The sequence below is a fragment of the Nocardia sp. NPDC050412 genome, from assembly GCF_044458825.1.
Taxonomy (GTDB): Bacteria; Actinomycetota; Actinomycetes; order Mycobacteriales; family Mycobacteriaceae; genus Nocardia.
This window is the reverse complement of record NZ_JBITIJ010000004.1, coordinates 381,094-406,001: the sequence shown is the minus strand read 5'-3', so window position 1 is coordinate 406,001 and position 24,908 is coordinate 381,094. Positions and strand designations below refer to the sequence as shown.

Annotated in this window: 26 protein-coding genes and 1 pseudogene; 12 read left to right on the top strand and 15 right to left on the bottom strand. The window is 65.2% G+C overall.

All coding sequences use genetic code 11. From position 1 onward, the window contains the following. The first annotated feature begins 42 nt into the window (after positions 1-42). Both ACIBI6_RS13350 and ACIBI6_RS13345 read left to right on the top strand, forming a co-directional pair. Positions 43-867 (top strand): ATP-binding cassette domain-containing protein, encoded by an 825-nt coding sequence (locus ACIBI6_RS13350; protein ID WP_364357896.1) that lies wholly within the window; start codon positions 43-45, stop codon positions 865-867. Further along, entirely contained in the window at positions 864-2,135 is a 1,272-nt protein-coding gene (locus tag ACIBI6_RS13345) for a sugar ABC transporter permease (protein WP_396956259.1), read from the top strand. The genes ACIBI6_RS13350 and ACIBI6_RS13345 overlap by 4 nt, the downstream gene beginning before the upstream one ends. Before the next feature lie 82 nt (positions 2,136-2,217). Here the strand turns inward: ACIBI6_RS13345 and ACIBI6_RS13340 are convergent, their stop codons facing one another. Both ACIBI6_RS13340 and ACIBI6_RS13335 read right to left on the bottom strand, forming a co-directional pair. Continuing rightward, positions 2,218-3,723: an FGGY-family carbohydrate kinase gene (locus tag ACIBI6_RS13340; protein WP_364357902.1), complete on the bottom strand. Its 1,506-nt coding sequence runs from the start codon at positions 3,721-3,723 to the stop codon at positions 2,218-2,220. 245 nt (positions 3,724-3,968) lie between these two features. Continuing rightward, the gene (locus tag ACIBI6_RS13335; protein WP_396956257.1) at positions 3,969-4,904 is read right to left on the bottom strand and encodes an ADP-ribosylglycohydrolase family protein; all 936 of its coding nucleotides are present in this window, start codon (positions 4,902-4,904) and stop codon (positions 3,969-3,971) included. A 576-nt stretch (positions 4,905-5,480) separates the two neighbouring features. Between ACIBI6_RS13335 and ACIBI6_RS13330 the strand changes: the two genes are divergently transcribed. Then, positions 5,481-5,885, top strand: coding sequence for a hypothetical protein (locus ACIBI6_RS13330; RefSeq protein ID WP_396956256.1), 405 nt, complete (start codon positions 5,481-5,483; stop codon positions 5,883-5,885). Between the two features lie 231 nt (positions 5,886-6,116). Here ACIBI6_RS13330 and ACIBI6_RS13325 read toward each other — a convergent pair whose 3' ends face one another. The 3 genes from ACIBI6_RS13325 to ACIBI6_RS13315 all read right to left on the bottom strand — a co-directional run bounded on the left by ACIBI6_RS13325 (position 6,117) and on the right by ACIBI6_RS13315 (position 8,101). After that, positions 6,117-6,347, bottom strand: coding sequence for a DUF6400 family protein (locus tag ACIBI6_RS13325; protein WP_396956254.1), 231 nt, complete (start codon positions 6,345-6,347; stop codon positions 6,117-6,119). Between the two features lie 166 nt (positions 6,348-6,513). Then, a complete protein-coding gene (locus tag ACIBI6_RS13320; RefSeq protein WP_396956253.1) occupies positions 6,514-6,918 on the bottom strand; it encodes a VOC family protein in 405 nt (134 codons plus the stop codon). Between the two features lie 208 nt (positions 6,919-7,126). Further along, entirely contained in the window at positions 7,127-8,101 is a 975-nt protein-coding gene (locus ACIBI6_RS13315; protein WP_396956252.1) for a helix-turn-helix transcriptional regulator, read from the bottom strand. Between the two features lie 62 nt (positions 8,102-8,163). Between ACIBI6_RS13315 and ACIBI6_RS13310 the strand changes: the two genes are divergently transcribed. Together ACIBI6_RS13310 and ACIBI6_RS13305 are read left to right on the top strand one after the other, a co-directional pair. Then, positions 8,164-8,517, top strand: coding sequence for a YybH family protein (locus ACIBI6_RS13310; RefSeq protein WP_396956251.1), 354 nt, complete (start codon positions 8,164-8,166; stop codon positions 8,515-8,517). A gap of 130 nt (positions 8,518-8,647) precedes the next feature. Next, a complete protein-coding gene (locus ACIBI6_RS13305; protein WP_396956250.1) occupies positions 8,648-9,133 on the top strand; it encodes a DUF488 domain-containing protein in 486 nt (161 codons plus the stop codon). Between the two features lie 172 nt (positions 9,134-9,305). Here the strand turns inward: ACIBI6_RS13305 and ACIBI6_RS13300 are convergent, their stop codons facing one another. Next, the gene (locus ACIBI6_RS13300) at positions 9,306-10,229 is read right to left on the bottom strand and encodes an NADP-dependent oxidoreductase (protein ID WP_396956249.1); all 924 of its coding nucleotides are present in this window, start codon (positions 10,227-10,229) and stop codon (positions 9,306-9,308) included. Further along, positions 10,201-10,860 carry a TetR/AcrR family transcriptional regulator gene (locus ACIBI6_RS13295; protein ID WP_364341984.1) on the bottom strand — a complete coding sequence of 220 codons (660 nt, stop codon included), beginning with the start codon at positions 10,858-10,860 and terminating at the stop codon, positions 10,201-10,203. The genes ACIBI6_RS13300 and ACIBI6_RS13295 overlap by 29 nt, the downstream gene beginning before the upstream one ends. A gap of 75 nt (positions 10,861-10,935) precedes the next feature. On the opposite strand from ACIBI6_RS13295, the gene ACIBI6_RS13290 reads away from it, so the two are divergent. Beyond that, positions 10,936-11,880, top strand: coding sequence for an aldo/keto reductase (locus ACIBI6_RS13290; protein WP_396956248.1), 945 nt, complete (start codon positions 10,936-10,938; stop codon positions 11,878-11,880). Positions 11,881-11,949: 69 nt separating this feature from the next. Here the strand turns inward: ACIBI6_RS13290 and ACIBI6_RS13285 are convergent, their stop codons facing one another. After that, a complete protein-coding gene (locus ACIBI6_RS13285; RefSeq protein ID WP_396956247.1) occupies positions 11,950-12,855 on the bottom strand; it encodes an aromatic prenyltransferase in 906 nt (301 codons plus the stop codon). Positions 12,856-13,385: 530 nt separating this feature from the next. Here ACIBI6_RS13285 and ACIBI6_RS13280 point away from each other — a divergent pair. Next, positions 13,386-14,042, top strand: a complete 657-nt coding sequence (locus ACIBI6_RS13280) for a hypothetical protein (protein WP_396956246.1) — start codon at positions 13,386-13,388, stop codon at positions 14,040-14,042. A 304-nt stretch (positions 14,043-14,346) separates the two neighbouring features. Here the strand turns inward: ACIBI6_RS13280 and ACIBI6_RS13275 are convergent, their stop codons facing one another. The 3 genes from ACIBI6_RS13275 to ACIBI6_RS13265 all read right to left on the bottom strand — a co-directional run bounded on the left by ACIBI6_RS13275 (position 14,347) and on the right by ACIBI6_RS13265 (position 17,458). Next, entirely contained in the window at positions 14,347-14,748 is a 402-nt protein-coding gene (locus tag ACIBI6_RS13275) for a PPOX class F420-dependent oxidoreductase (protein ID WP_396956245.1), read from the bottom strand. 235 nt (positions 14,749-14,983) lie between these two features. Further along, the gene (gene rox, locus ACIBI6_RS13270; protein ID WP_364341974.1) at positions 14,984-16,411 is read right to left on the bottom strand and encodes a rifampin monooxygenase; all 1,428 of its coding nucleotides are present in this window, start codon (positions 16,409-16,411) and stop codon (positions 14,984-14,986) included. A gap of 177 nt (positions 16,412-16,588) precedes the next feature. Continuing rightward, positions 16,589-17,458: a hypothetical protein gene (locus tag ACIBI6_RS13265; protein ID WP_396956243.1), complete on the bottom strand. Its 870-nt coding sequence runs from the start codon at positions 17,456-17,458 to the stop codon at positions 16,589-16,591. A 147-nt stretch (positions 17,459-17,605) separates the two neighbouring features. Between ACIBI6_RS13265 and sigI the strand changes: the two genes are divergently transcribed. Next, on the top strand, positions 17,606-18,475 hold the full coding sequence (gene sigI / locus ACIBI6_RS13260; RefSeq protein WP_364341970.1) for an RNA polymerase sigma factor SigI: 870 nt from the start codon (positions 17,606-17,608) through the stop codon (positions 18,473-18,475). A gap of 130 nt (positions 18,476-18,605) precedes the next feature. Here the strand turns inward: sigI and ACIBI6_RS13255 are convergent, their stop codons facing one another. Continuing rightward, entirely contained in the window at positions 18,606-19,097 is a 492-nt protein-coding gene (locus ACIBI6_RS13255) for a YybH family protein (protein ID WP_396956241.1), read from the bottom strand. After that, a complete protein-coding gene (locus tag ACIBI6_RS13250) occupies positions 19,063-19,698 on the bottom strand; it encodes an NAD(P)H-dependent oxidoreductase (RefSeq protein ID WP_364341967.1) in 636 nt (211 codons plus the stop codon). Before ACIBI6_RS13250 ends, ACIBI6_RS13255 begins: the two co-directional genes overlap by 35 nt. A 138-nt stretch (positions 19,699-19,836) precedes the next feature. On the opposite strand from ACIBI6_RS13250, the gene sigJ reads away from it, so the two are divergent. After that, a complete protein-coding gene (gene sigJ / locus ACIBI6_RS13245) occupies positions 19,837-20,727 on the top strand; it encodes an RNA polymerase sigma factor SigJ (protein WP_364341965.1) in 891 nt (296 codons plus the stop codon). 158 nt (positions 20,728-20,885) lie between these two features. Here sigJ and ACIBI6_RS13240 read toward each other — a convergent pair whose 3' ends face one another. Next, positions 20,886-21,101 carry an MFS transporter gene (locus tag ACIBI6_RS13240; RefSeq protein ID WP_364341963.1) on the bottom strand — a complete coding sequence of 72 codons (216 nt, stop codon included), beginning with the start codon at positions 21,099-21,101 and terminating at the stop codon, positions 20,886-20,888. A 688-nt stretch (positions 21,102-21,789) separates the two neighbouring features. On the opposite strand from ACIBI6_RS13240, the pseudogene ACIBI6_RS13235 reads away from it, so the two are divergent. After that, positions 21,790-22,128: pseudogene (locus ACIBI6_RS13235) on the top strand (transglycosylase family protein); the annotation flags it as partial. 138 nt (positions 22,129-22,266) lie between these two features. Here ACIBI6_RS13235 and ACIBI6_RS13230 read toward each other — a convergent pair. After that, complete coding sequence (locus ACIBI6_RS13230; protein WP_364341961.1) at positions 22,267-22,836, bottom strand: hemerythrin domain-containing protein; 570 nt, start codon at positions 22,834-22,836, stop codon at positions 22,267-22,269. Between the two features lie 300 nt (positions 22,837-23,136). Here ACIBI6_RS13230 and ACIBI6_RS13225 point away from each other — a divergent pair, with 300 nt between their 5' ends. Beyond that, positions 23,137-23,784, top strand: a complete 648-nt coding sequence (locus ACIBI6_RS13225; protein WP_396956238.1) for a HEAT repeat domain-containing protein — start codon at positions 23,137-23,139, stop codon at positions 23,782-23,784. Beyond that, the gene (locus ACIBI6_RS13220; RefSeq protein ID WP_364341957.1) at positions 23,778-24,803 is read left to right on the top strand and encodes a MerR family transcriptional regulator; all 1,026 of its coding nucleotides are present in this window, start codon (positions 23,778-23,780) and stop codon (positions 24,801-24,803) included. The genes ACIBI6_RS13225 and ACIBI6_RS13220 overlap by 7 nt, the downstream gene beginning before the upstream one ends. Positions 24,804-24,908: the final 105 nt, after the last annotated feature.

Below are 24,908 nucleotides of genomic sequence, written 5' to 3'. Positions count from 1 at the left end.
ACCGCCTGCACGCCACCCCTGTACGCCATCGATAGAGTTCTTATGACAGCCACGGCAACATCGTCCACGACGCCGGTGCTCAGCCTTCGCAGTATCGGCAAGACTTTCGGCGCGGTCTCCGCGCTGACCGACATCGAAATGGAAGTCCACGCCGGCGAGGTGGTCGCCCTCGTCGGCGATAACGGGGCTGGTAAGTCCACCCTGGTCAAGGTCCTGTCCGGGGTCCATCAGCCCGACTCCGGTGAGCTCTTCTTCGACGGGAAGCCCGTCACAATTCCCTCGCCGAACGCGGCACTCGAACTCGGCATCGCTACCGTTTTCCAGGATCTCGCGCTCTGTGAGAATCTCGACGTCGTCGCCAACCTGTTCCTCGGTCGAGAGCTCGGTAGGACGCGGCTCAGCGAGGTCGAGATGGAGACCCGCTCCTGGGAGCTGCTCGGGGAGCTATCGGCTCGGATCCCGAGCGTTCGCGTCCCCATCGCGTCGCTGTCGGGTGGTCAGCGCCAAACCGTCGCTATCGCCCGGTCGCTGCTGGTCAACCCTCGGCTCATCATGCTCGACGAGCCGACTGCCGCGCTGGGGGTGGCGCAAACCGCCGAAGTCCTCAACCTGATCGAGCGGGTGCGCGCAAAGGGGCTCGGCGTCATCATGATCAGTCACAACATGGAGGACGTTCGGGCGGTCGCGGACAGGATCGTGGTGCTGCGGCTCGGCCGCAACAACGGAACCTTCGGTCCGGATGTGAGCAACCATGAGCTTGTCGCGGCAATCACGGGCGCCACGGACAACGTCGTCGCTCGTCGATCGGCCCGGCGAGCGGTCGAGGTCGACGCGGCTGTTGCGAACACCGCAGAGGAGCTGTCATGAGTCAGACGGAAACGTCCGCGAAGTCCGAGGCGGCCGAGCGCACTGAACTCGACCGCCAGGACAGCCGAGTAACCGTCGGTGTGGGCAGCGTCGGCGGGATGATCACCGGATTCGGTCGCCGCGTGCGCTCCGGTGATCTGGGCCCGCTCCCCGTCCTCGTCGGTCTGGTCGGCATCGCCGTTGTTTTCCAGACCCTGAACCCGGTCTTCCTTACCTCGACGAACCTGGTCAATCTGTTGTACGACAGTGCGGCCGTCGGAATGATCTCCCTGGGCATCGTGCTGGTCCTGATTCTCGGGGAGATCGACCTGTCGGTGGGTTCCTTGAGTGGTCTCTCGGCGGCGTTCCTCGGGGTCCTGTGGGTCAACAAGGGCTGGCCCATGCCGGTGGCCGTCCTAGCGGCTCTGCTCAGCGGTGCGTTGATCGGGCTGCTCTATTCACTGGTCTATACCCGATTCGGTATGCCGAGCTTCGTTGTGACTCTGGCCGGCCTGCTCGCCTTCCTCGGACTTCAGCTTCAGCTGCTCGGCAGCCACGGGTCGATCAACCTCCCGTACGGTTCGCAACTGGTGACCTTCGGCCAGCAGCAGTTCCTCCCACCCGCTGTGGCCTATATAATCTGCGTCGTCGCTGCGGTCGGCGTGCTCATCGCGGGTCTGGCGAACATCCGAGAACGGGCACGGGCCAATCTATCCCGGCCGTCCGTGCAATCCCGGCTGATCAAGAGCGGTGCGCTCCTGGTCGTCTTCCTCGCCGCCACCTGGTATCTCAACCAGGACAATGGAGTGCCGTGGATGTTCATGGTCTTCGTCATCGCGGTCGTGGTGGCAAACTATGGCCTGACCCGGACCCGCTGGGGAAGGCACATGTTCGCGGTCGGCGGCGGCGTCGAGGCCGCGCGCCGGGCCGGTATCAACGTCAACCGGGTCTATACGTCTGCGTTCGTCCTCACCGGCACGCTCGCGGCGCTCGGAGGTATTTTCATGGCGGCCCGGCTGGCCTCGGCCAGTCAGAGTGCCGGCACCGGCGACGTCAATCTCAACGCCATCGCCGCAGCCGTCATCGGCGGTACAAGCCTGTTCGGTGGTCGAGGATCAGCGTATTCAGCCCTGCTGGGAATCCTCGTGATCCAATCCATCTCGAATGGATTGACATTGCTGAATCTGTCGTCGGCCCCGCGGTTCATGATCACCGGTGCTGTCCTTGCCCTGGCGGTACTCATCGATTCATTGGCGCGCCGATCCCGCGTCTCGCACGGACAGGCATGAGGAACATCCTCCGGAGATGTGAGTAGGGCCAATTGCGGCCCGACTTGCATGTCGCGCACACATCCCTCCGGCATGTGCGGAGTCACTCGGTGAAGGGGGACTCCTGGATGGCGGACAGCGTGTGCACGAGCGGTTTCGTCGCTCCGTACAGGCTGTCGTAGACGCCGAACAGGTCGTCGTAAAGTGCCCGGGTGCGGGGGTTCGGTTCGATGAGCTGACCGACGGTCGCCCAGTCGGTCTCCGGTGGAACCAGGCCGGTTCCGATCGCGGCGAGCAGTGCGTCGCCATAGCTCGCGCCCACGGTTTGGGTCGGTACCACCTGGGGTCGGCCGACGACGTCGCTCACGATCTGAGTCCACAAGCCACCCTGCGTTCCACCGCCGACAGCCACGAGCCGTTCGATCGGGGTCTGCTCGCTGTCGAGAAACTCGATGATCTGCCGGATGCCGTAGGCGATGCCCTCGTATGCGGCACGGAAGAGGTGGCCCCGCCCGTGCCGCAGACTGAGTCCGGCGACGACGCCACGCGCTCTCGGGTCGAAGATCGGCGTGCGCTCACCAGCGAAGTACGGCAGGAGTACCAGGCCGTCGGATCCAGGCGGCACGGCCGCCGCCTCGGCGATGAGCTGTTCGAACGGCACGTCCCCGGTCAACTGCTGAACCCATGACGTGAGCGACCCCGAGGTCGACATTCCCGCGGCGAGCGTGAACTGCCCCGGCTCGATGCCAGAGGTTGTCCATAGCAGAGGGTGAGTTTGGAGGGTAGGAAGAACCTGGACGAAGAACATCGTCGAGCCGTACATCAGCATCACGTCCCCGGGGCGCCGCACCCCGGCGCTGAAAGCCTCACTCCAGGCGTCGACGGTACCCGCGCAGACGGGAGTTCCGGCGGGCAGACCCGTCTCCTGTGCGGCCGCTGACGTTATTGCGCCCACAACCTCATGTGGCCAAACGATCTGCGGCATCTCGAGATGCCCGACGATATCGCCGATCCAGTCCTGCGCCCAATCCTGCCCGCGCAGGTCGTACAGCGGGTCACTCTGGCTGGCCGTATGGTGGTCGAGCACGTAGGCCCCGGTCAGTTTTGCGACGGCATATGAGCTGGAGTTGTACCACCGGGTGGCCCGTCGCCACACGTCGGGCTCGTTCCGTGCCATCCACAGCATTTTCGGTCCCACTGCTTGCGTCGACAGAGCTTTACCGCAACGCTGCAGCACTTGGTCGGCACCGAGTCGGTCAGTGAGTTCAGTTATCTCGGCCGTAGCCCGCATGTCGATTCCGTAGAGAATCGCCGACCGGACCGGGCGCAAATCCTGGTCACACAGCAGCAGGCACGGACCGACGCCACTGACGCATATGCCGGCTAGACGATGCTCTGCGATATGGGGAACGAGTTCCCGGCATACCTCGACCAGATCGCCCCACCAGATGGTCTCTGCATCTACCTCTGCCCAGCCCGGCCGAGGAAGGCTCATGCCGTGTTTTCGGACCGCCGTCGCGAGGATCGTGCCGTCGCTGGTTGTCAGCACCCCCTTGGTGCTGCCCGTACCCATGTCGACACCAAGCAGCAGATCCGACAACCCAGTCACCCGCACTTCCACATCATTCCCGCGCGTTCGGCATCAGCGTAATAGAGTCGGGCGGCGGATACCGGACCGTTGCCGTCGTCCAGCTCTGTTTTGCTTTCGGTCCGTCGCGGCCGCCGCCACCTCGGGCAGCACCCCAACGGGGCAGCCCCCGAACGGCCGCACGGTCGAGCAGTTCGACGTTGCCATCGGGCACTGTGATGCCGATGGCCGATGACAGGCGGCGGATGCCGGCCGGCCAATCGTGGTCATCTCGATGATGCGCTTGACAGCCATCGTCGTGCGCGGTCGTATACAGAATTCTTGCGCCTGTGTGTTCGATCGATGGAGTTGCACCAGTGGGGCAACTCCTCTCGTGCGGCAAGCCATGTTTGGGGTATCCCAACGATCGGGGCCGGGCGGTTGCCGGTGTAGGCGGCGACGATTCCGCCGACGATGGCGCTGGTGGTGTCGATATCTCCGTCTGCGGCAATGCATGTGGTGATTGCGGCCGGGTAGTTGTCCAGATGTGTGGCTGCGACCCACATCGTGAACGGCACGGTGTTCTGCGCGGTGACCAGAGATCCGTTGCCGAGTTCGTTCGCGGCTTCGGCGGTGGGGGCTCCGAGCAGGGTGCGGGCGCGGCGGATCAGCCGGGTCGTGTCACTGTGGTCGAGGCGGTCCAGGACGCTGGTGATGAATTCGGTTGGTGTGGGCCGTGTCCCGTTGAGGCGGGCATGCGCGGCGTGGGCTGCGGCGAGTGCAACCGCGACGGCACCGGTGATCCCTTCGGGATGTAGATGCGTCACCTGCGCCGACCGGACCGCTTCGGCGACAACCTTTTCCGGATCGCCGGCATAAAAGGCACCCAACGGGGCAACCCGCATGGCCGCACCGTTGCCACAGGAACCCTCGTCACCGAACGCGGCTGCGGCCGCGGTGCGCCAATGCACGCCATCGCGGACTCGCCCCAAGGTGCCGACCGTGGCGAAACCGTAGTCACGGGCCGGGTCGAAGCGTCGCGCGAAAGCGGTGGCGAGCCGATCCTGGTCGATCTCGCCGCGACTGGACAGCTCGGTAACTACAGAGCAGGCCATTTCGGTGTCGTCGGTCCACCCCCACGGTCCGGCAGGAAGATTACCTGCCCGAAGATCTGCGATGGATCGGCGCATGATCGGGAACTGCTGCCCCAAAGCGTCCCCCACGGACAGTCCATCCAAAGAATCAAGCATCAAGTCGACATGCATTGCGTCTGATGATAGCCATGGGGAAGACGATCTACGCGCATGGCGAATGTGTGATCGAGGCAACCGTTTGGACAGTCGATTACCACGCAACTTGGGCGGCGTTGTGCGAGAAGCGAAATCCCTGAGCGCTCGGTCGGCACCGTTTCGGATTTCGGCCTCGGGTCCAGCGATGTGCGCGGGGAATTGCCTGCGACACAGCGCAACCACCTGCTTCGGCGGGTGCGCAAGGTTATGTTCTGGAGCTAGATGTGGCCGGCCCGCCGCGGCAGATGCAGAAGCTCGCGAGATCGACTGCTGGCTAACGTTTGTGCCTGATCGAACGCGTGGTCGCGGCATAGGACGTTCTGAGCCACAGCGGTCTCGGGCGGTGTGGTCGTCAGCGGGTTAGCTGGTGCGTTGATGGTCGTTCGCGGTGTCAGTGGGGGTGTCAGGTGTGTGTCAGGTCGGTGTCAGTCGGCCCGGCGACAGTGTGTACATCGAACAAAACGACCGGCACCGGCACGGTGCCACAACCGATTTCGAGGAGTACACGACATGTCTGTCACCATCACTCTGACCGACCAGGACAAGAGCACCCTGCGTACCGCCGCCTATGGTGCGGTGTCGCTGATGGCCGCCTCCGGTGCGCCGCACAAGGGCATCTCGCACGGCTCGATCGCCCTGACCTCGGCGACCGGGCTGGTCGGGCATGTGCTCGCCGCCAAGTCCAAAGACATTCACCTGCGAGGTAAGTCTGTCGCCGAACTCGCCGACCAGGTGCTGCCGGCCCTGACCGAGGCCATGCGCCTGCTCGGCGAGCAGCATCCGGGCGAGGCCGACAATTTCCGAGGTACCGTCCTGGTCGCCGTCGAAGCCGCCGTCGGGCCCCGCAAGGGTGAGTCCAGTCCCGCTGTGGCTGCGATGGCCCGCAAGATCACTGCGGCCCTCGACGCCGCCTGAGGGGTGCGGGCGGCGCAGTACAGCCGGTCGCGGGGTCCTCTGCGGACCCCGCGGCTCGGCCACTGACCGTCGAACCTGGGGTGCGGCCGCGTGACCGTTGAGAAGCGCGTTAGACGGCATCACTGCGCAGCCACTGCCCACGAAACTCAGCCGAGAGCCGCAGCAGCTAGGTCACTACTCGCCGGAGGCAATACGTCGAACAGCAGTCATGGTTCGTGCTCGGCGGTGAGATCAGTCGGCGATGTAGCGCGTCGCCCGATCCGGCAGGATCCCGGCCAGGACGAGTTCCTCGTAGATCCGCTGCTGCTCATCGTCGAGATTCGAGTACAGCATGTCGTATGCCAGATCTTCCTCGGCGAGCACCGCGGCCGGATCCCAGTCGTCACCGAGCGCCGCGACCACGGCGCTGCGCCGTCGTGCCTCGTCCAGTGTGAGGTCGTAAGCAAAATTGTGGTCGGCCATTTGGGCATCTCCAACCAGGTTCTTTCCAAAAACGAATTGACGACGATGCCTAACCACGCCTGCGCTGGCAATGACCTGCATCACCTTCCACGGTTGGACTTCGTCACATTTGATGGGCGTGCGCGGACTGGACCAGCATCCGCGCACAGCACGACGCGCTTCGCGGCTACCGTGTGTTCGGGTCGCTCTCCACTGCCTCGACTCGGCGCCGGAGCAGGCAGAATTCGTTCCCCTCCGGGTCGGTCAGTACGTGCCACGTTGCGGCGCCGGGCTGGCCAATATCGACCTTCCGCGCACCTGCCGCGAGCAGCCGTTCCAGTTCCGCTTCCTGATCGCGGTCGGTGGGGTTCACGTCGAGGTGTAGCCGCAGTTTGCCGCGCTTCGGCTCGGTGCTGCGACCGAACAACAATGTGGGCTGCGGCCCGCCGAAGCCGGTTCCGGGCGGGCCGATCTCCAGGTGGTCGTCGCCCTCCCAGCCGAGTTCGACGTAGCCGAGGACTTCGCACCAGAAGTCTGCCAGCCGTTGCGGGTCGGCGCAGTCGATGACCAATTCGGTGATCCTGCAAGACATGCGCGCGACTCTACGCGCGCGGGACTGTTCCGAACGGCGGTTTTCCTAGCCCTCTGAGTGCGCGCTCATCGGCGTGTGGGTGCGTTGACTTGCTATGTGCCTGAGGCCATGTAGTCGGCGAGGATGTAGTCGGGGCGGCGGTCGAGGTTTGTGCGAGCGAGGCCGGCGCTTGTCAGCTTCCGCGTCGGCCCGCCGAAGGCGGCAACTCTCAGGATGACACTTCGTAGCAGGTGGCGATCGCGGCGGCGCGGTTGCGCAGGGAGGTGCGCAACCATTGCGGGGCAAGGGCTTCCGCGTTCGTGGCGAGTTGCCACAGTGCCCATTCGGCGTGTCTCGGATCTTGGAAGGTCACCTCCAGTCGCAGCCAGCCGTCTGCGTCGGCTTCTTCGGCACGGACGGTCAGCGCGGTCTCCACCAGTTCCTCCCGCTGTGCCGGGTTCACCCGTACCAACACGGTGACTAGGTCGCCGCCGGTTCGAAACCGCGTGCTGCGTTCCTGCCAGGCGCGGTCCAGATCGACCCGGTCAGATCGCTGGGCGGATTCGGGAAGTTCCTCGGCGGCCAACACTCGGGACAGCCGGTAGGTGCGGTCCGCGCCGGACCTCGTGGCCAGTAAGTAGACCTGGTCGCGGACGATGACCAGGCCGATCGGGTCCACTGTGCGCCACTTCGGGGTCTGGTCCACAGCCGCGTAATGGATGCGCAGCTTGTGTCCGGCGAACACCGCGCGCCGGACCTCGGTCACTACGGTGTCGGGCGCCTCTTCAGCGACCAGTCGGCGTGCGAGGAGGTCGGTCTCCGGGTCGATGAGCAGTCGCTGGGCCGCGCCGGCCGCGGTGGCCCGATGGCTTTCGGGTAGCGCGTCGACCACCTTGCGCATGGCCGAAGTGAGCGCCGAGCCGAGGCCGAATGCCTGTGCGCCGCGCCGTGATCCGGCGACCAGCAGGGCAAGTGCCTCGTCGTGGTTCAGCCCGGTGAGCTCGGTATGGAAACCGGGCAACAACGCGAAACCGCCGTGCCGGCCGCGTTCGGCGTAGACCGGGACGCCGGCTGCGGACAGCGCCTCGATGTCGCGCAGCACGGTGCGGGTGGATACCTCCAGCTCGCGGGACAGCGCGGTCGCGGACAGCCGACCGTGCTGGCGCAGCAGCAGCACCAGCGAGACCAACCGGTCGGCGCGCATACGAAAACCTTTGCAGAAATACACGACACAGGATGTCGTGATTCGTTGGGAGCCTTATCAGTATGACCAATAAGAAAGTGGCCACTGAGCCGAACGACCTGGGCAGGTACTTCATCGAGCGCGCCAACGCGGGCGACGTCGACGGGCTGGTGGCGTTGTACGAGCCGAACGCCGTGCTGGCGTTTCCGCCGGGCAACCTCGCGACCGGACATGCGGAGATCCGCAAGGTGTACGAGCAGTTTGTCGCGGCCGCGCCGGTGCTCTCGCCGGGCAGGCAGCATCCAGCGCTGGTGAGCGAAGACCTGGCACTCACAGCGTCCACGCTGACCACCGGCGAGGTGACCGTCGAGATCGCCCGTCGCCAGCCGGATGGGTCGTGGTTATGGGCCGTGGACCAGCCGGCACTCGTGCCGTAGCGGGGCGGCGGTGGGCCGTCGTGACCGTGTCCACCGCCGCACAGGGGCGCGCGTGCCGCGCCGCTTTCAGCGAGTGCCGAAGACTCGGGCTTGGCGTCCCGTCATGTCACCGAGTTGGCCAGGTGCTGCGATGAGGCGCATCGTGACGATCGGCGTGTACGGCTTCACGGCCGGTGCCTTCATCGAGCAGCTCACCGGCGCGGGCGTGGGGTTGCTCCTCGATCTTCGCCAGCGCCGTGGCGTTCGAGGCCCCGACTACTCCTGGGCGAACTCGGCGCGGCTGCAGCTCGCGCTCGCCGCGGCGGACATCGGCTACCGGCACCTGAAGGAACTGGCGCCGACGACCGAGCTGCGCCAGCTCCAGTACCGTGAGGACGACCGGCAGGGCGTGGGCAAGCGCAACCGCATCACGCTTGCGCCCCAGTACGCCGAGCGCTACACCCGTGAGATCCTCGACCCGTTCGACCTCGGCGCGCTCGTGGCCGACCTTCCGAGCGACTCGGCGACCGCCCTTTTCTGCGTCGAGCGCGATCCGGAGGCATGCCACCGCTCACTCGTGGCCGAGCGCGTGCGCACCGAGCACGGCCTGCCAGTCATCCACCTCCGCCCGTGCTGAGCCATGCCTATCACCGGCGGTGTTCGTGGAGTGGCTAATGGTCGCGCAAGAGGCGAGGAGGCCTCTGGAGGGAAACGGAGTGGTGTTGCCGTGTTTTTTGCGGTCGGTGGGATTCGAGCCCAGGCGTCCGACTCGGCGACCGACCGCAGTCAGGGTGAACGGCGGTGTGTGTTCATTCGTCGCTGACGCGGATGATCGTCTTGCCGGGGCTGTGCCTCCCGGGATTGAAGGCGTGGGGTGCTTCGGCGAGAGGGTGGACGGCACCGACGGCCGGCTTGATGCGGCCGTCGCGCAGGCGCGTGGCGAGCTCGGTGAGTTGGGTCCGGTCGGGTTCGACGACGAAGAAGACGGCGCGTCCGTTGTCGGGCTGGATCGTAGGTGGCGTGGCGATGGTGACAAGTGTTCCGCCGGCGCGTACCAGGCTGGTCGAGCGATCCAGGATGTCTCCGCCGATCACGTCGAATACCACATCGACTTCGCCCACCTGTTCCAGCGGCTCGGTGTCCAGGGCCAGGAAGGTGTGCACGCCGAAGGTGAGCGCGCGGTCGCGGTCGCGGGCTCGGCCGGTGCCGATGACTCGGGCCCCGGCCTCGTGGGCGAGTTGCACCGCGATCGAGCCGACACCGCCGGCGGCGCCGTGGATCAGGACGGTCTGACCGCTGGTGACGCGGGCGTGGTCGAATAGACCCTGCCAGGCGGTCAATCCCGAGATCGGCAGCGCGGCGGCCACGATGTGGTCTATATCCGCGGGCAGGGGAGCGAGATTGCGGGCTTCCACCGCGGTGTATTCGGCGAGTGTGCCGTTGCGGGTCCAGTCGGTCAGACCGAAGACCCGCTGGCCGACGGTCAGACCCGTGGTGCCGTACCCCAGCTCGACGATCACTCCCGACAACTCGTGGCCAGGCACGCTCGGGGTCCGGTCCCGGCCGGCGCGGTCGGTCCAGGTGCTTGGCCAGTCCAGCTCGCCGGTGGTGAACCCCGCGGCGTGTACTTTCACGATCACGTCGTTCTCGGCGGCGTGGGGGTAAGGCAGGTCGTGCGTCAGGGTCATCCCGGCGACGCCGGCGTCACGATTCCCAACGATGATGGCTTGCATGCTTGCTCCTTCGTTGTCGTGCATTGCCGCTGGTTGTTTTCAGCCGTAGGGCATCGAGCATGAGGTCGAGTAGTCGCTCCGTTTGCTGGGAGGAACCGCCTGTTGTGGTGAGAAGAATTCCGAGGAGCATCACCGTGATGTCCTCCGGTTCGACATCGCCACGCAGTGAGCCGGTTTCGGCTCCGTGGGCCAGCATTGTGGCTATGGCAGCGGTGATGCGTTCCCGGGTTGCCGGTACCGCGATGCGGCCCGAGGCCCAACCGGCACGAAGCGTGTCGGCCATGCCGCGCTTGGTCGCGACGAAGGCGGCGTATTTCCCCATCCACGCACGCAGCGCCGCATCCGGGGGGTGCTGCTGCAGCAGGACCGCGACGCTGTCGGTGACATCGTCGAGTTCCGCGGCGTACACGGCTTCGGCCAGAGCTTCACGGGTCGGGAAATGGCGATACAGGGTGCCGATGCCGACACCGGCGTCAGCAGCGATGCCCTCCAATGTCGCGGTGTCGCCGGCATCGGCGAACGCGGCTCTGGCGACCTCGACGAGTTTGTTGCGATTGCGCTGTGCGTCGGCACGGGGGGCGCGAGCACCGCGGGGCTTGTTCTCGGGGGACGTCGGATCGACAGCACTCAATTCGGAGGCACCTCCGGTATAGTTGGTGAAGCGGAGCATCCTCCGCTTCACCTATCGTCTCATGTGGGAGAACCCATGACCGCGAAGATCACGTCCCTCACCAAGCTCGCTCCCTCGGGCGTGCCGCGCCCCGGCGGGGCCGGGACGCTGGGCAACCACACGGTGTCGCGCATCGGATACGGCGCGATGCAACTCGAACGCCTGCATGCCGACCGCGCCGCCGCGATCGCGCTGCTGCGCCGGGCGTGGGAACTCGGGGTCGACCACGTCGATACCGCCCAGTTCTACGGTGACGGCTTCGTCAACGGGCTCATCCGGGACGCATTCGGCCCCGAGGACGGCGTCGTGGTCGTCAGCAAGGTCGGCGCCGACCCCGCGCCGGGTGCCGACATCCCGCTGCGGCCGGCTCAGCGACCCGAGCAACTGCGGGCCAGCGTCGAGGACAATCTCGCCTCCCTCGGCCTCGATCGGATCCCGGTGGTGAACCTGCGCCGCCTCGACGCCGGGCCGGGCCTGCGGGCCTCCGGCGACCAAATCGTCGAACTCGACGATCAACTCGCGACCCTGATCACGCTGCGCGAGGAGGGCAAGATCGGCGCGATCGGGCTCAGCGGCATCACCCTCGACGGCCTGCGCCGGGCCCTTCCCGCAAGGATCGCATGCGTCCAGAACGCCTACAGTCTCGTCTCCCGCGCCGACGAGGGCATGTTGGAACTCTGCGCGGCCGAACGGATCGCCTGGGTCCCGTTCTTCCCGCTCGGCAGCGCCTTCCCGACTATGCCGAAGGTCACTGACGATCCGGTCGTCGCCGCCGCGGCGCAATCCCTCGACTGCACCCCCGCCCAGATCGGCCTCGCGTGGCTGCTGCACCACGCACCGAACATCATGCTCATCCCCGGCACCGCCCGCACCCGCCATCTCGAAGCCAATATCGCCACCGCGACGATCGCCCTGCAAGACACCGTCATGGCCGCACTCGACGCGATCCCGTCGACCTCCGCCGATATTCCGCTCGGTTGAGCACACCTGTTGGGATGTAACCGGCCCGGCCGCACAGGTACTGCTACGGAGAACGCCCTATTGACAGTTCTATGAATCGGACGTCTTCATCTTGTCCAGTATTCGGGGTTGCCATTGGTAAAACCAACTGAATTTGTAGGACTCTCCACGGGGCGACGAGGTCGCGGCATAGGTGAATCGACGGTCGGTCGTGCTGAACGGAACTTTGTCGACGAGTTGCTCGAAGTGCGGGTCGATCGGGACTGGGAGCGTTGTCGGGTCCGGGGTTATCACAGGGAAACAGAGGCGCTCGATCCGAGGAGATTCCCAGCTGATGGTTGCGTATATATCGAATGCTTTCTCGGTGAGTGCAAGGAATTGATCGCTCGGATCCGGAAGTCCGGCTTCTCGGTGCAGCGCCACGATCGCGCGGGGTTCGAAGTAGTCGGCCGGCAGTCCGGGGAAATACACGTTCATCGTCTTGTCGTGGTAGTCGATGCCGAGCAAGCCGACTCTGTCCTCCAAGCCGTGACGTGCGAACATGCGGGCGTGGTCGGCGAGACTGGGCGGCATGGAGGGAAGCGCGGCAAGCTCCGATACCTTTTGCACGCCATCGGCAGGAAAGAACGGCCAGATTTTTTTGAAGCCGCCGGCTACGCCGATATCGATTCCGTAGCTGTCGATGGGGCACTGTTTCTGGACCTGGTCCAGCAGAGCGCCAATCGGATGCTCGGTCTCGGGAAGCAGTTTGTTGGAAAGGGCGATGTTGTAAGGGTCGGCGTCTCTCGGCAACGTCAAGAAACGGTAGTCGAGGTCTCCCGAGCGGCGGGCGTCGGTGACCACTCTGAAAGAGATCACGGACTGCGTGAGCATCGTGCCGTATGCGGTCAGGGTGGGCCAGACAGTGTCTCGCGCGCAGGGGACGTTCACTAGCCGCGCGGATTTCTCAATGGCCGCATAGAGATCGTCCAGCTCGGATTCGGTTGTGGTGAACATGCGTCCTTCCAGAGATGGGTGCTACGAACAACATCGCGGTCTCGCCAATCCCGGTCGGCCAGACAGCAAGTCATGTCCGGCTGAGCGAATGGGGCACGCAGACAACACTTTACGCTGCGACGTAGTCGTTGGCTTTCAGTCGACCGACTTGCAGCGTGGGAGTCGAATCTCCATGTCGTGCCGATAGATCGCGCCGATCGGGCGGCTGCCTCAGCGTGTCTGGAATGCCAACCCGGCGTTCCGGTAGCACCCGTTTCTATTGCTCCCGAAGCACGAAGATGCCACCTCATGGACTGTTTGCTCTCGGCCGGTGGGGATACGGGGCATCGCATTCCGCCGAGCGCGCCGGAATTACGTGAGCGAATATTCTGTGCTACAGCGCATCTCGCACGCTCACCGCGCCGTAAGCGGCAGGCGCGAATATGCCCGCCAAGAGACCCGAGCAGTCGGCCGGTCCGGCTACGCGGGCGCAGGCACCGTGTGTGACGCGAACTGCGATGTGCCCCTTCGATTGTGGGTATGGTTCGGTGATGTCCCGATCAGCTGAGAGTGGCGCTCCCCGGCCCCGGGTCACTGCCGAGGACCTCCACCTTGCCGTTCAGTTGGCCGTGGCGGCGCTTCGCGAGGCGCCTGCAGCGGCGTGGGACGGTAAGGCCGGTTCGCTCGAATGGGACTGCTGGGAGACCGTCGAGCATCTCAGCGACGATCTGTTCGCGTACGCCGTTCAACTGGCCCCCGCAACGCCGCCCTTGGAAAGCGAGGTGCCGTTTCTCTGGGAGAGTCGACGACCCGGCGGCCCAGCGAACGCAGTGCACGCAGATCGTGCGGCTGGACCCAACGGCCTGCTGCAAGTGCTGGAGGCGAGCGGGACGCTGCTGGTTTCTATGGTGCGCACGACGCCGCCGCAGACCCGCGCCTACCACGTCTTCGGTATCTCGGATCCCGAGGGCTTCGCGGCGATGGGAGTTGTAGAGACCCTGGTGCATACCCACGACCTTGCGCAGGGGCTCGGACTCACCTGGCACCCACCCGCGGTTTTGTGCACGCGGGTGCTTGCCCGACTGTTTCCGGACGCACCGGAATCCACCGATCCGTGGACCACTCTGTTGTGGGCCACCGGACGCGCGGAACTACCCGCGCACCGTCGGCTCGCGACATGGCGTTGGGACGGGACACCCCGTGAGTGAGCAGTCAACTCGGACAACATCTTTGAATCGCCGGGTCTGCCTGCGCCGCTGCACATGTCGTGGAATCTGCCGACAGTACCCAGGTCGGCCGGGCCGGCACCTACAGCTGGCACGTCCTGGCCGGCCCAGAGGGCAACGAATTCTGCCTCCTGCACGCCCGGCTCCAGCCCCTCTGACCACGTGCGTCCTGGCGCCGATCTACTCACCAGGCTCGACCGCCACGAACTCGAACAGGACCAGCCGAGCGAGACGACCGCTCGAGCCCGCGCCGCTTGACCTCCAAGGGAATTACGGGCGCGATCACTTAGCTGTTGGGCGTGCGACTGGTGAAATCGAAGGAGCCGCCGTCGATGCCCCACGAGATGATCCGTTCGGGATGGATCCGAATGATCGAGCGCTCCTGGGGAGGGAACGGCGGCTCCTGGTCGTCGAGCGCCTCGGCCGTGCCGCGCACTTCGATGCCGCGAATAACGTACGGCTCCAACGAGACCTGCTGGTCGACGACGAACGACACCCGACTGCCCGCCTCGACGTTGCGGTACTTACGGCTGGCGTGCATGCGCATACCGCCGATGTCGATGGTGCCGTCGGCATTCACCCGATAGCTGGTCGGGTTGTTCTGCACAACGCCGTCGGGCGATACCGTGGCCAGCCGCCCGATCCCGGCCTCCGCGAGGAACTGCTGCTCATTCGTAGTGAAAGTCACCGATGAAGCGTAGCGGGATGCCTCGGCAGTGATCACGCCATCCTTTGCTCGTTCAGGATGACGTGGACTGGTGGAAGGTGTCGGCGATGATGTCGCGGCTCCCAGTCGAGTTCGGCTTCGGCGCGGGCCGAGAAGGTGGAGAGGGAGGCCGCGTCGCCGGGGACTACTACGACGGCCGCGGGCCCGCCGACTCGAACGCGCCGGTTACCGCGCCAGCGGACCGGTACGAAAGCACTTAGGTTGCCGGGCGGCCGAACCACCTAGCCAGATGGGTATTCAACTCCGACTGCGCGTCCCCGACCCATGCCACATGGCCGTCTGGACGAAGCAGCACGGCGGGAGCGTCGAATTCGGTACTGGTGTCGACGATGTGGTCGACGCGATCGTTCCATCGATCGACCGACAGTTGTCCGGTCTGGTCGAGCAGCATTCCGCGGCCGGCATGCATCAGGTCGTAGAGGTTGCCGCGGGTCAATGTGATGTTCCGCAGCCGCCGGCCCAGTAGGTCATGGCCGTCGCCGAAGTCGTAGCGGACCGAGATCGCGGTGATCTTCTCGATCAGGTAGCGGGTGACATCGTCGAAGTCCATCAGCTCAGAGATCAAGCGCCGCACCGCTTGCGGCCCCGCTTCGGTGGAAATCAACTCCGCCTGTGCACGCGTGTTGTCCAGCACGTCGGCGGCCACCGGACGCCGCTCGGATTCGTAGCTGTCGAGCAGGTTGTGCGGTGCCCAGCCGTTGATCGCGGCGGCGAGCTTCCAGCCGAGGTTGAACGCGTCCTGGACGCCGAGGTTGAGACCCTGCCCTCCCATCGGCGGGTGGATGTGTGCGGCGTCGCCGGCGAGCAGCACCCGGCCGCGACGGTAATGCTCGGCCAAACGGGTGGCGTCACCGAAGCGCGATAGCCAACGCGGTGAGTGCACGCCGAAGTCGGTGCCGGCGATGACCCGCAGCTGTTGCTTGATGTCGTCGAGGGTGGGCGCGACGGTGCTACCGTCGGCGACATCGGCTGCGGGCACCACGACGCGGTGCGCGCCATTTCCGGACGGTCCGATTCCGAATCGCTTCTGCGTTTCGCGGATTTCGGTGACTTTGGCGGCGAGTTCGTCCGCCGGCATGGTCACCTCCATTTCGCCGATCAGCGTGTCGGCCGTCGACGGCTCGCCGGGGAAGCCGACATCGATCAGCTTGCGCACGGTGCTGCGCCCGCCGTCGCAGCCGACGAGGTAGCGTGCGTGAAGCGTTGTGCCGTCGGACAATTCGGCGGTGACGCCGTCGTCGTCTCGATGGACCGCGACGACGCGCTTGCCGCGCCGAATGTCCGCGCCGACTTCGGTGGCATGTTCGGCGAGAATCCGGTCGATGTCGGGCTGGGGGATGCCCAGCACGTAACCGTGTGCGGTGTCCAGGTAAGGGGGTGCGGGTTTGGCGATGCCCGCGAAGAATCCGCGGAGCGGATACTTTCTGCCGTGCGCGAGAAATCTGCCCAGCAGGCCGCGCTGCTCCATGATCTCGATCGTGCGCACGTGGATGCCGAGGGCACGAACGAACGGAGCCGGCTGCTCGTCCTTGTCCAGCACCACGACCTCGACGCCCTGTAGCCGGAGCTCACCGGCCAGCATCAATCCGGTTGGTCCGGCGCCGACAACGATGACATCACTCATCCAAACCCTCCTCCGGGCAAGGCGTGCGCCTGCTCGCAGCGGACGAGTCTGCAGCATCACCAGGGTCTTGCCGCAAGCCCCGGGGTACGCGATATGGTGAAAGTGGCGGGAGGCGGACGCGCCTGCCCGCCTCTGGCATAGAACCTGTCGAGCCCCCAGAGGCGGGCAGTGGTGGCCTCAGGAGGTCTTGGTGAGCGATCCGATGCTCAGCAGGTAGCCGGTCCCTTGCGCGTCGATGCCGTTCACGACGGCGAATTCATGATGGCCGTCGCTGGCGATCGACCAGAAATTCACTGTCTGGGAGCCACACCGCTGGGGCATGGAAGCGAGTTCGGCGGTGTTGCCGTCGGCTGCCAACGTCCACACACATCCGTCGTCGGTTCGGGCCTTGACCTGGCCGCGATCACCGGGAGTGAAGGTCACCGATCCCGTTTTCGGGACTCGCTGCGGGTTCAGGAGATTGATCCCCCGCGCAGGATCGGCCGGGTCGAAGATCCACGTGCCGATGAAGTGTTCGAGTGTTTCGTGGGGCTTCTCGATTCCGGCTCTGGTACGACTGGCGTTGTCGAGTACGAACGGATACTGGCCGCCATTGAAATCGCTTGTCGCATGGACAGTTTCCCTTTCCCGGCTGCCGCGGACGGTGACGTGCCAGGTGTCGACGTTGTAGCCGGAGCCGATCACCTTGTTGAAGCAGTACTGGTCCTTGGAGGTCAGGTCGAGACCGTCGGACCCGAGCGCGAAGTGCCAGGTGCAACCCTGATCGCTACGACCGACCACACCGCCGGGCTCTCGTTCGAAGACGACCGTTCCGATCTGTGGGATCTTGTATTCCGAGGCCGGCAGCTGCATCACCGCTATGTTGGTTCCGCTGGAGAAGTCGGGCTGATCGTAATTCCAGGTGCCGAGATACTGATCGACATCGTGGTTGTCCGCATCCGCGGTCGCTGCCCCCGGCGAGAGGGCCAAAGCCGTACCGACGGCTGCCGCCATCGCGGCCAGCAGCCGAGTGAACGCGTGTGGACGGTGTGTCGTGATGAGTGTCATTGCCTCTCCTGGTTCCCGAATCGGATCCGCTGATGCGGATCCGTGTACGCGAGCAATAGGACGAGGCGGCGATCGGGAAAGTTACAACAGCTCCAGGGCGCCTGCGCGTAACTTTTATCGAGGTCATTTCGTCCTCGAGGTATGGAAATGACCCCGCACGACCGTGGCACCGCGTTCGATCAGGCCTGGCAGGGCAATCGGGCGTACCTGGTCGATCTGGCGTTCCGGATGCTGGGCGACATCGGTGACGCGGAAGACGTTGTGCAGGAAGCCTTCACGCGGCTCGGTAACATTGATATCGGCGTGCTGGCGGACGTGCGCGGATGGCTCACCGTCGTCACCAGCAGGATATGCCTGGACATGCTGCGGTCGGCGCGAGTCCGCCATGAATGGCCAGGCGACCCGATGCGGATGGAAGCACTCGACTCGCCTTACCGAGCCGCCGCGGCCGATCCGGCCGATCGGATCACTCTCGACGAGGACGTCCAATTTGCACTGCTGGTGGTGCTGCAGCGGTTACGCCCCGCCGAGCGGGTCGCATTCGTCCTGCACGATGTCTTCGCCATGCCGTTCGACACCATCGCCGAGACGCTCGGGCAACCGATCGGAACCTGCCGCCAACTGGCTCGTCGCGCGCGGCTCAAACTAGCCGGCACCCGGCCCGACACCGCCGCGCTCGCCCCCGAATACCGAACAGTCACAGCGAAATTCATCGATGCGTGCGCGAACGGCGACCTCACCACGTTGCTCACCGTTCTGCACCCCGAGGCGTGGGGCATCGCCACATTCCTCGGCGGCTCGATCGGTCCCCAGATCTCCCACGGACGGACCGAGGTCGGCCAGAATCTACTGACCTACTACACCAACCGGGCAGTCCTCGTGTCCCATTCGGTACTCGACCAGCCGGCCATCCTCGCCTTCATCGATCACCGCTTCTTCGCACTGCTCGTACTCACCGTCGAAGACGGCCTCGTCCGCAAGATCGAAGCGACGGTCAACCCCACCACCCGTCGATGAGGCGATACATCGGGGACTCGCGAGTACGGATATTCCTGCCGCCGCCGCGATTGAGTCCGCGGCGCTTGGTCTATGCCGCACGAAAGCCCCCGTTCAGCGGGGGCTTTCGTCAAAACCGTTGGAGACGGCCCTAGATTTTCGTCACCGGCTCGAGGTCGACCACTCCTTTCCCGCTCGGGATGTCGAGCGGCACCGAGACCTGATCGTGCGCGATCAACCACGTGTCGTCGATTTTCCGCAGACCGTAGGTGACCCTGACCCACATACCGCTCGTCGCCGTCCCGTTTTTCAATGTGCCGCTGAGGCGCACGAAGGCGTGCCCGAATGCCACCTCGTCGCCTACGGTGAACGTCAGGTCGCGAACCTCATAGGTCACATTCTCGAAGAACAGGAACACTTTCGCCCAGTTCTCGAGTTTCGCCGTTATCCCGACATGCTGGAGTGGCGGCTCGACATCGAAGGACACGACGTCGGTTGTGTACACCTGCTTCAGTGCCTCGAGGTCCTTGGCTCGCAGTCCTTCGACTACCTTGTCGATTTGCCGGCGAATCTCGGCTTCATCCAACTCGCGTTGCGTTTCGATTCGGTCAGCGTGTGACTGAAAGTCGTTCGGCGTCGTCATGATTGGCCCTACCTTCGGAGTTGATGTGCGGGGTATCGGTGGCGGGCCGCCGTAGCGGCGCCAGGGCGGTGCTCCAGGCGATGAGCTGATCCAGCAAGGTGTTCAGCGCTGTGGTGTGGCGCTCGCGCGGTGTGAAGGTGGTGTAGTTCTCGAAATCGGTGAGCACCGAGATCTCCACCGGACGGCTCACATCGGCCATGCCCAGCGTGCTGCAGACCACCCGCAGCTGCGCCACCGCGCGGGCGCCGCCGCTCACCCCGTAGGAGACGAATCCGACGGCCTTGTCGGTCCATTCCCCGCACAGGTGGTCGATGGCGTTTTTCAGCACCCCGGGAACCCCGCCGTTGTACTCCGGGGTCACCATCACGAAGCCGTCGAACGGGGCGATCCGCTCGGCCCAGGCGCGGGTGTGTTCGTGGACCGACGGGCCGAACATGGGCGCCACGGGCTCGTCCAGATGCGGTAGCGGGTGGTCGCGCAGGTCGATGAGTTCGAACTCGGCGTCGCCGCGCTGCGATGCCGTGTCCAGAACCCACTGGGCGACCTGCGGGCCGTTGCGGTTGGGTCGGGTACTGCCGAGGATGATGCCGATTTTGGTCATTTCCGGAACTCCTGCTTTGCTGAAAGTGTCACGGCCTTCCGACGACACAGCCGTCCGGAATGTCAGGTCGCCTGACAAATCGGGTCGCTGATTCGTCGATTTCGGTGAGGGACGCATCGACCGAAGGAGCCGAACACCATGACCGATCCGCAACTGAGCTCGGTGATCAGTGAACGCCGTCAGCTGATCAATCTCGCCTATCGGCTGCTCGGCTCGCTCGCTGAGGCCGAGGATGTGGTGCAGGAGACCTATGTGCGCTGGTACGCGCTGTCGGAGCGGCAGCGCCGCGATGTGGCGGTGCCCGGTGCTTGGTTGACGACTGTCGCCGGCCGGATCTGTCTCGATCTGCTCGGCTCGGCGCGAGCCAGGCGGGAACGGTATGTGGGCGAATGGATTCCGGAGCCGATTCCCGGCCATTCGGAATGGTTCGGTGGTCCCGCCCCCGCCGATCCGGCCGACCGCGTCACCCTCGACGAGTCGATCAGTATGGCCTTCCTCGTCGTGCTCGATTCCATGACACCGGCCGAGCGGGTGGCGTTCGTCCTGCACGATGTCTTTCGCTACTCCTTCGCCGAGGTCGCCGATGTCGTTGGGCGCACTCCCGCGGCCTGCCGCCAGCTCGCCTCCAGCGCCCGCCGCCGCATCGACACCTCGCGGGGCTCGGCGAGCCCCCAGCGCTCCGAGGTGGTCAGGGACTTCAAACGGGCCTGGGAGACGAGTGATATCGAGGCCCTGATCGGTTTGCTCGATCCGACCGCGACCGCGACCGCCGACAGCGGTGGCCTGGCCCCGGCCTTCCGCCATCCGATCATCGGCGGCGAGCAGATTGCGCGCGCCTGGATCGAAATCGCCGCCCGAGGCCCCGAGGTAATGCTGCTCGAGCGCACGGTAAACGGCCAACCCGGGCTGGTGGCGCAGCTCGCCGACACCATCGTGTCGGTCTACGCCTTCGACATCGTCGACGGCCGGATCACTCGCATCTGGGCGATTCGGAATCCGGAGAAACTGCGGTCCTGGACAGTCGGCTGAACCGCTGGAATGCTCCAACGCTGAGGACAGCGATCATGGCGCTAGATATAGAGCGGCTGCCTCCTCGACCGTAGTCCGGCTCCTGTACCAGCCCAAGCAATCCGAGCGCCGCGTTGCCGCCACCGAATGTACGTTGCGCGTGCGTACGCCGCCCATATCTAGGACCCGGCGAAGAACACCAATCCCGTTACGAGCACTGTGCGGTGACCGAAGCGATCACCCAATGCGCCTGCGGTGAAGATCAAGCTGGCGAAGGCCAGCGTGTAAGAGCCTGTGGCCCACTGAAGTTCGGCCGGGCCGGCGTCCAGTCCACGTACCGGGTCTGCGAGTGTCTCGAAGTTAGTACTCAGGACGGTGTTGTCCAGCCAGATCAACAGCGTTGGCGGACGTGGTAATGAACACCTTCGAATGCGGTCGGTGAGAATTGACCGTTGGACCGTAGGCAATCGTCACACCCCTTTCAGTTTCCGACTTTTTGTCCAACCTATTGCGGCTGAACGGATTTCATGGCCTGCTGTGGGTGTCCGGTAATTCCTGAACTTGTTGTTCAACCACTTGCCATTGCAGGGATTTCATGGCCTATGCGGGTTTCCGACATCGCATTAGCGGGGCGAGCCGGTTTCTGGGCTGGTATACATCCGGAGCTGCGGCGTCGGGTTCGATACTTCAGCTGGTAGAAGGGTTCTCGGCAGTCGATCGACCACATGCAGCGCTTCAGCGATACCGGGCGGGCGGAACTCTGGAAACGTGAACAAGGCAGCCATTGGCATGGATTCATGCAGCCTCATGTGATCAAACGCCACCATTCATGGCCTGTAATCGGCATTACCGAGCGTGCGCACCGTCATTCATCTGTTCGGTCGCCGCAGCTTTTCGATCCACCAACGGCTGCCAATAGGTTCGCGCGCGACACAGGTTTTTATTTCGATGTGGACACGATATCGAGAACTGTCACTTGAGCTCTCCGCGACCAGCACAGACTCGAACGGCTCCAAAGATCCAGTGATCACCTTTCATGCTTGGGCGCCTGTATAGGTTTGCTGACTCGAAAGGAACTGTGATATGAGCGTTCTGGGCACCCCACTCAAGAAGATCGTCGCTACCAGCGCGATCATCGGCGGGGCCGGCATGGCATATGTTGGCCAAGCTTCCGCCGCTACCGATCAGGAATGGGACAGCCTCGCCGCGTGTGAGTCCGGCGGTAATTGGAGTATCAACACTGGCAACGGGTTTCAGGGCGGCCTGCAGTTCGCGCCGGGCACATGGGCTGCATATGGCGGTGCCGCGTATGGGCAGACTGCCGATAAGGCCACCCGTGAGCAGCAGATCGCCGTCGCCGAGCGAGTGCTCGCCGTTCAGGGCTGGGGCCCTTGGGCAGGATGTTCGGCAGCGCTCGGCCTTCGGTGAGACAGTAGGGCTCTGCAGCCCGAGATGGCCTCGGCGCGTTGCGCTTCGGACGTCCCGCGCTCGCCGGTTCGGTCGGCGCGGAATGCGGCACGAGGGGATGTTGCGTGCTGACTGCCGCGGCCGGTCTGCCGGTCAGTTCCGCTTCAGGGTGCCGACACTCAGCGATCCGCTCGCAGCGGTCCGCAGCTTCTTCTCTGCCTCGCGGACGTAGCTGACGGGATCCTTGTCCACGGGCTGGACGCCGGCGTAGTTGCGCGCCTCGTAAGCGGCGAACGCGACGGCCAGCTGATGGCGGCGCGCCAGCCCGGCCAAGCGGCGAAAGTCGGTGAGGCCCTCGCGTTCTTCCTCGGCCATGTGATCGCTGTTGGCCGAGTTCGCTGCCGCGACGGCCGCATACCAGCCATCGGTGCCGACCTGATGACGCGCCACTTCGGCGATCGCGTCCCTGATCTGGTTGTGGTCGTGGATGGCGTCGAGTGTCTCGTCCTCCACCCCGCCCGCGCGCCGGGCCGTGATGCCCGCCTGCAGCAGCGCGGGGTAGAAGATCTCCTCCTCCGCCTGCGCGTGCAGCTCGAGGAAGGCGGCCAGCCTGTCCCAGATCGCGGAAAGCACCCCGGTCTCCGCACGATCAATCTGTTCCAGGATTGCGAACAGCCGCCGCTGCTCATGGTGGTCATCCAGGATCAACTCGGTAATGTCCATAATTCCTCCCTGATACCGCACTTCAGGTCAGCATTGAACGCCGGGGCAGACTGCCCCTGCGGGCATATCCCTTAGGGAGCCGACGATAACGCAACCCCGAGACGCCCCGCTGCCAACGCACCAGCCGCCCACGTCCGCTTCACCGGCCAGGGGATCGAGCGCCAGACGAGTGCAGTCGACGGGTCGGCCACCAGCGCGATGGTGGTGTCGCCCGTGCGCTTGACATTGTCACTGTGTGAAGGCCTTCACTGGCTGTCGGAGGTGGTACCCATTAATTCGACACACACGAATCCACAGGACATGCGACTGCTCGACGCATTGGCGGCTGGGAACTCGTCGACGCGACTCGAGGCGGCTCTGGCGATCGGCACGCATCCCGAGCCCGGTTTCGTAGACGCGCTGGTAGGACGGTGCGCGATCGAGCCGGACTTCTTTGTGCGCGACATGCTCACGTGGGCGCTGACCCGTCTCCCGTCGGAGATCACGGTTCCGAAACTCCGCGCGGAACTCCGTTCCGAACGCGCACAAGCCCGCAGCCAAGCGCTGCACACGCTGTCCAAGATCGGGGACAGGGACACATGGCCTGCGATCACGCGGTCATTGCTGCACGACGCCGACGACGAGGTCGCGCGGAGTGCGTGGCGCGCTGCTGTCGTTCTCGTGCCCGACGAGGAGAAGCAAGCGCTGGCCGCGGAGCTGGCCACGCAATTCGGCCGCGGTGACCGGGAGGTACGACTGAGTCTGAGCCGTGCCCTCGTCGCACTCGGCGACGCGGTCGAGCCGGTCCTCCGGAAGGCGATGGCATGTCACGACCCGACGGTGCGTGCGCACGCGAGCGCTACGGAGCGGCTTCTGCGTGACCCGGATGCCGGATTCGATCTCGCCGTCGGTGAGGCGAGACGGGTGGTCGCGCTCGGTCCAGAACGGGAGGAGACAACTGCGTGCTGATCGGCGAGGTGGCGCGCCGCTCGGGAGTGAGCGCCCGGATGCTCAGGCACTACGACTCCCTCGGGCTGGTACGGCCGACCGGGCGCACCGTCGGTGGCTACCGGGAATACTCTCTCGAAGACCTCCGGCGCATCTTCCATGTGGAGGGGCTGCGGTCCCTGGGACTGTCACTGAGCCAGATCGGACGCGCGCTCGACGGTCCCGGATTCACTCCGTCCGGACTGGTCGGCGACCTCATCCGAACAGCCGAAGAACGACTGAACCGGGAGCGAGAACTCCTCGAGCGGCTGCGTACGGTCGATGCAGCCGAGCCCTCCGACTGGCAGGACGTCTTGCGCCTCGTCGAGCTCCTGCACGGACTCGGTTCGCAAAGTGCCACCCGGCGGCAGCAAGCCGTCCTGGCCTCGGCCGAGGATGTGTCGGTGCCCGCCGAGCTGCTGGCCGAGGCGGTTCTCACCGAATCGGATCCGAACGTTGCCGGGGCCCTGCGGTGGGCCCTCACACGGGCCGGCGGTGACGGTGTGGCGAGCGTGGCAACCGGCATGGTCTCGGAGGATGTGGACGTCCGGCGGCGCGCGGTCCTGGCGCTCGCCGAGCTACCGGGCGGTGAGGCGACCGCAGTGCTCACGGACGCGCTCGGGGACGCGGACGCGACGGTCCGTAGACATGCTGCTCTCGCATTGGGTGCGCGGGGCGTGACCCGGGCCGTGCCGGAACTTGTCGGCACGGTGGTCGAGGGTCCGAGCGACGTCGAGGCGGCCGAGCTCTTGGGAACGTTGGCGCGGGACGCGGAGTGGGCAGGCCGGATCATGAGAGCGCTGGTCGACGAGTTCACCGCCCACACAGCGGACTCGGCGGTGCGGATACGGCTGACCCAGGCTCTCGCCGAGATGCCGGGAACGATCGCGCTGGAAACCCTGCAGCAACTAGCCCACGACGATGATCGAGCCGTGGCCCTCATCGCCTCGGCTCTGGTGGAAACGCTCGAAAAGCGGGACGACGAGCTCGGGCAGCCCTAGAGACGTTCGCTCATCAGCATTTCCGTGCGTTCTTTGCCAGCCGGCCGGTGAGCGCTCCTTCCGCCGATCCGAGCTCGCTCCCGAGGCCGACCTGGCCTCCTGACA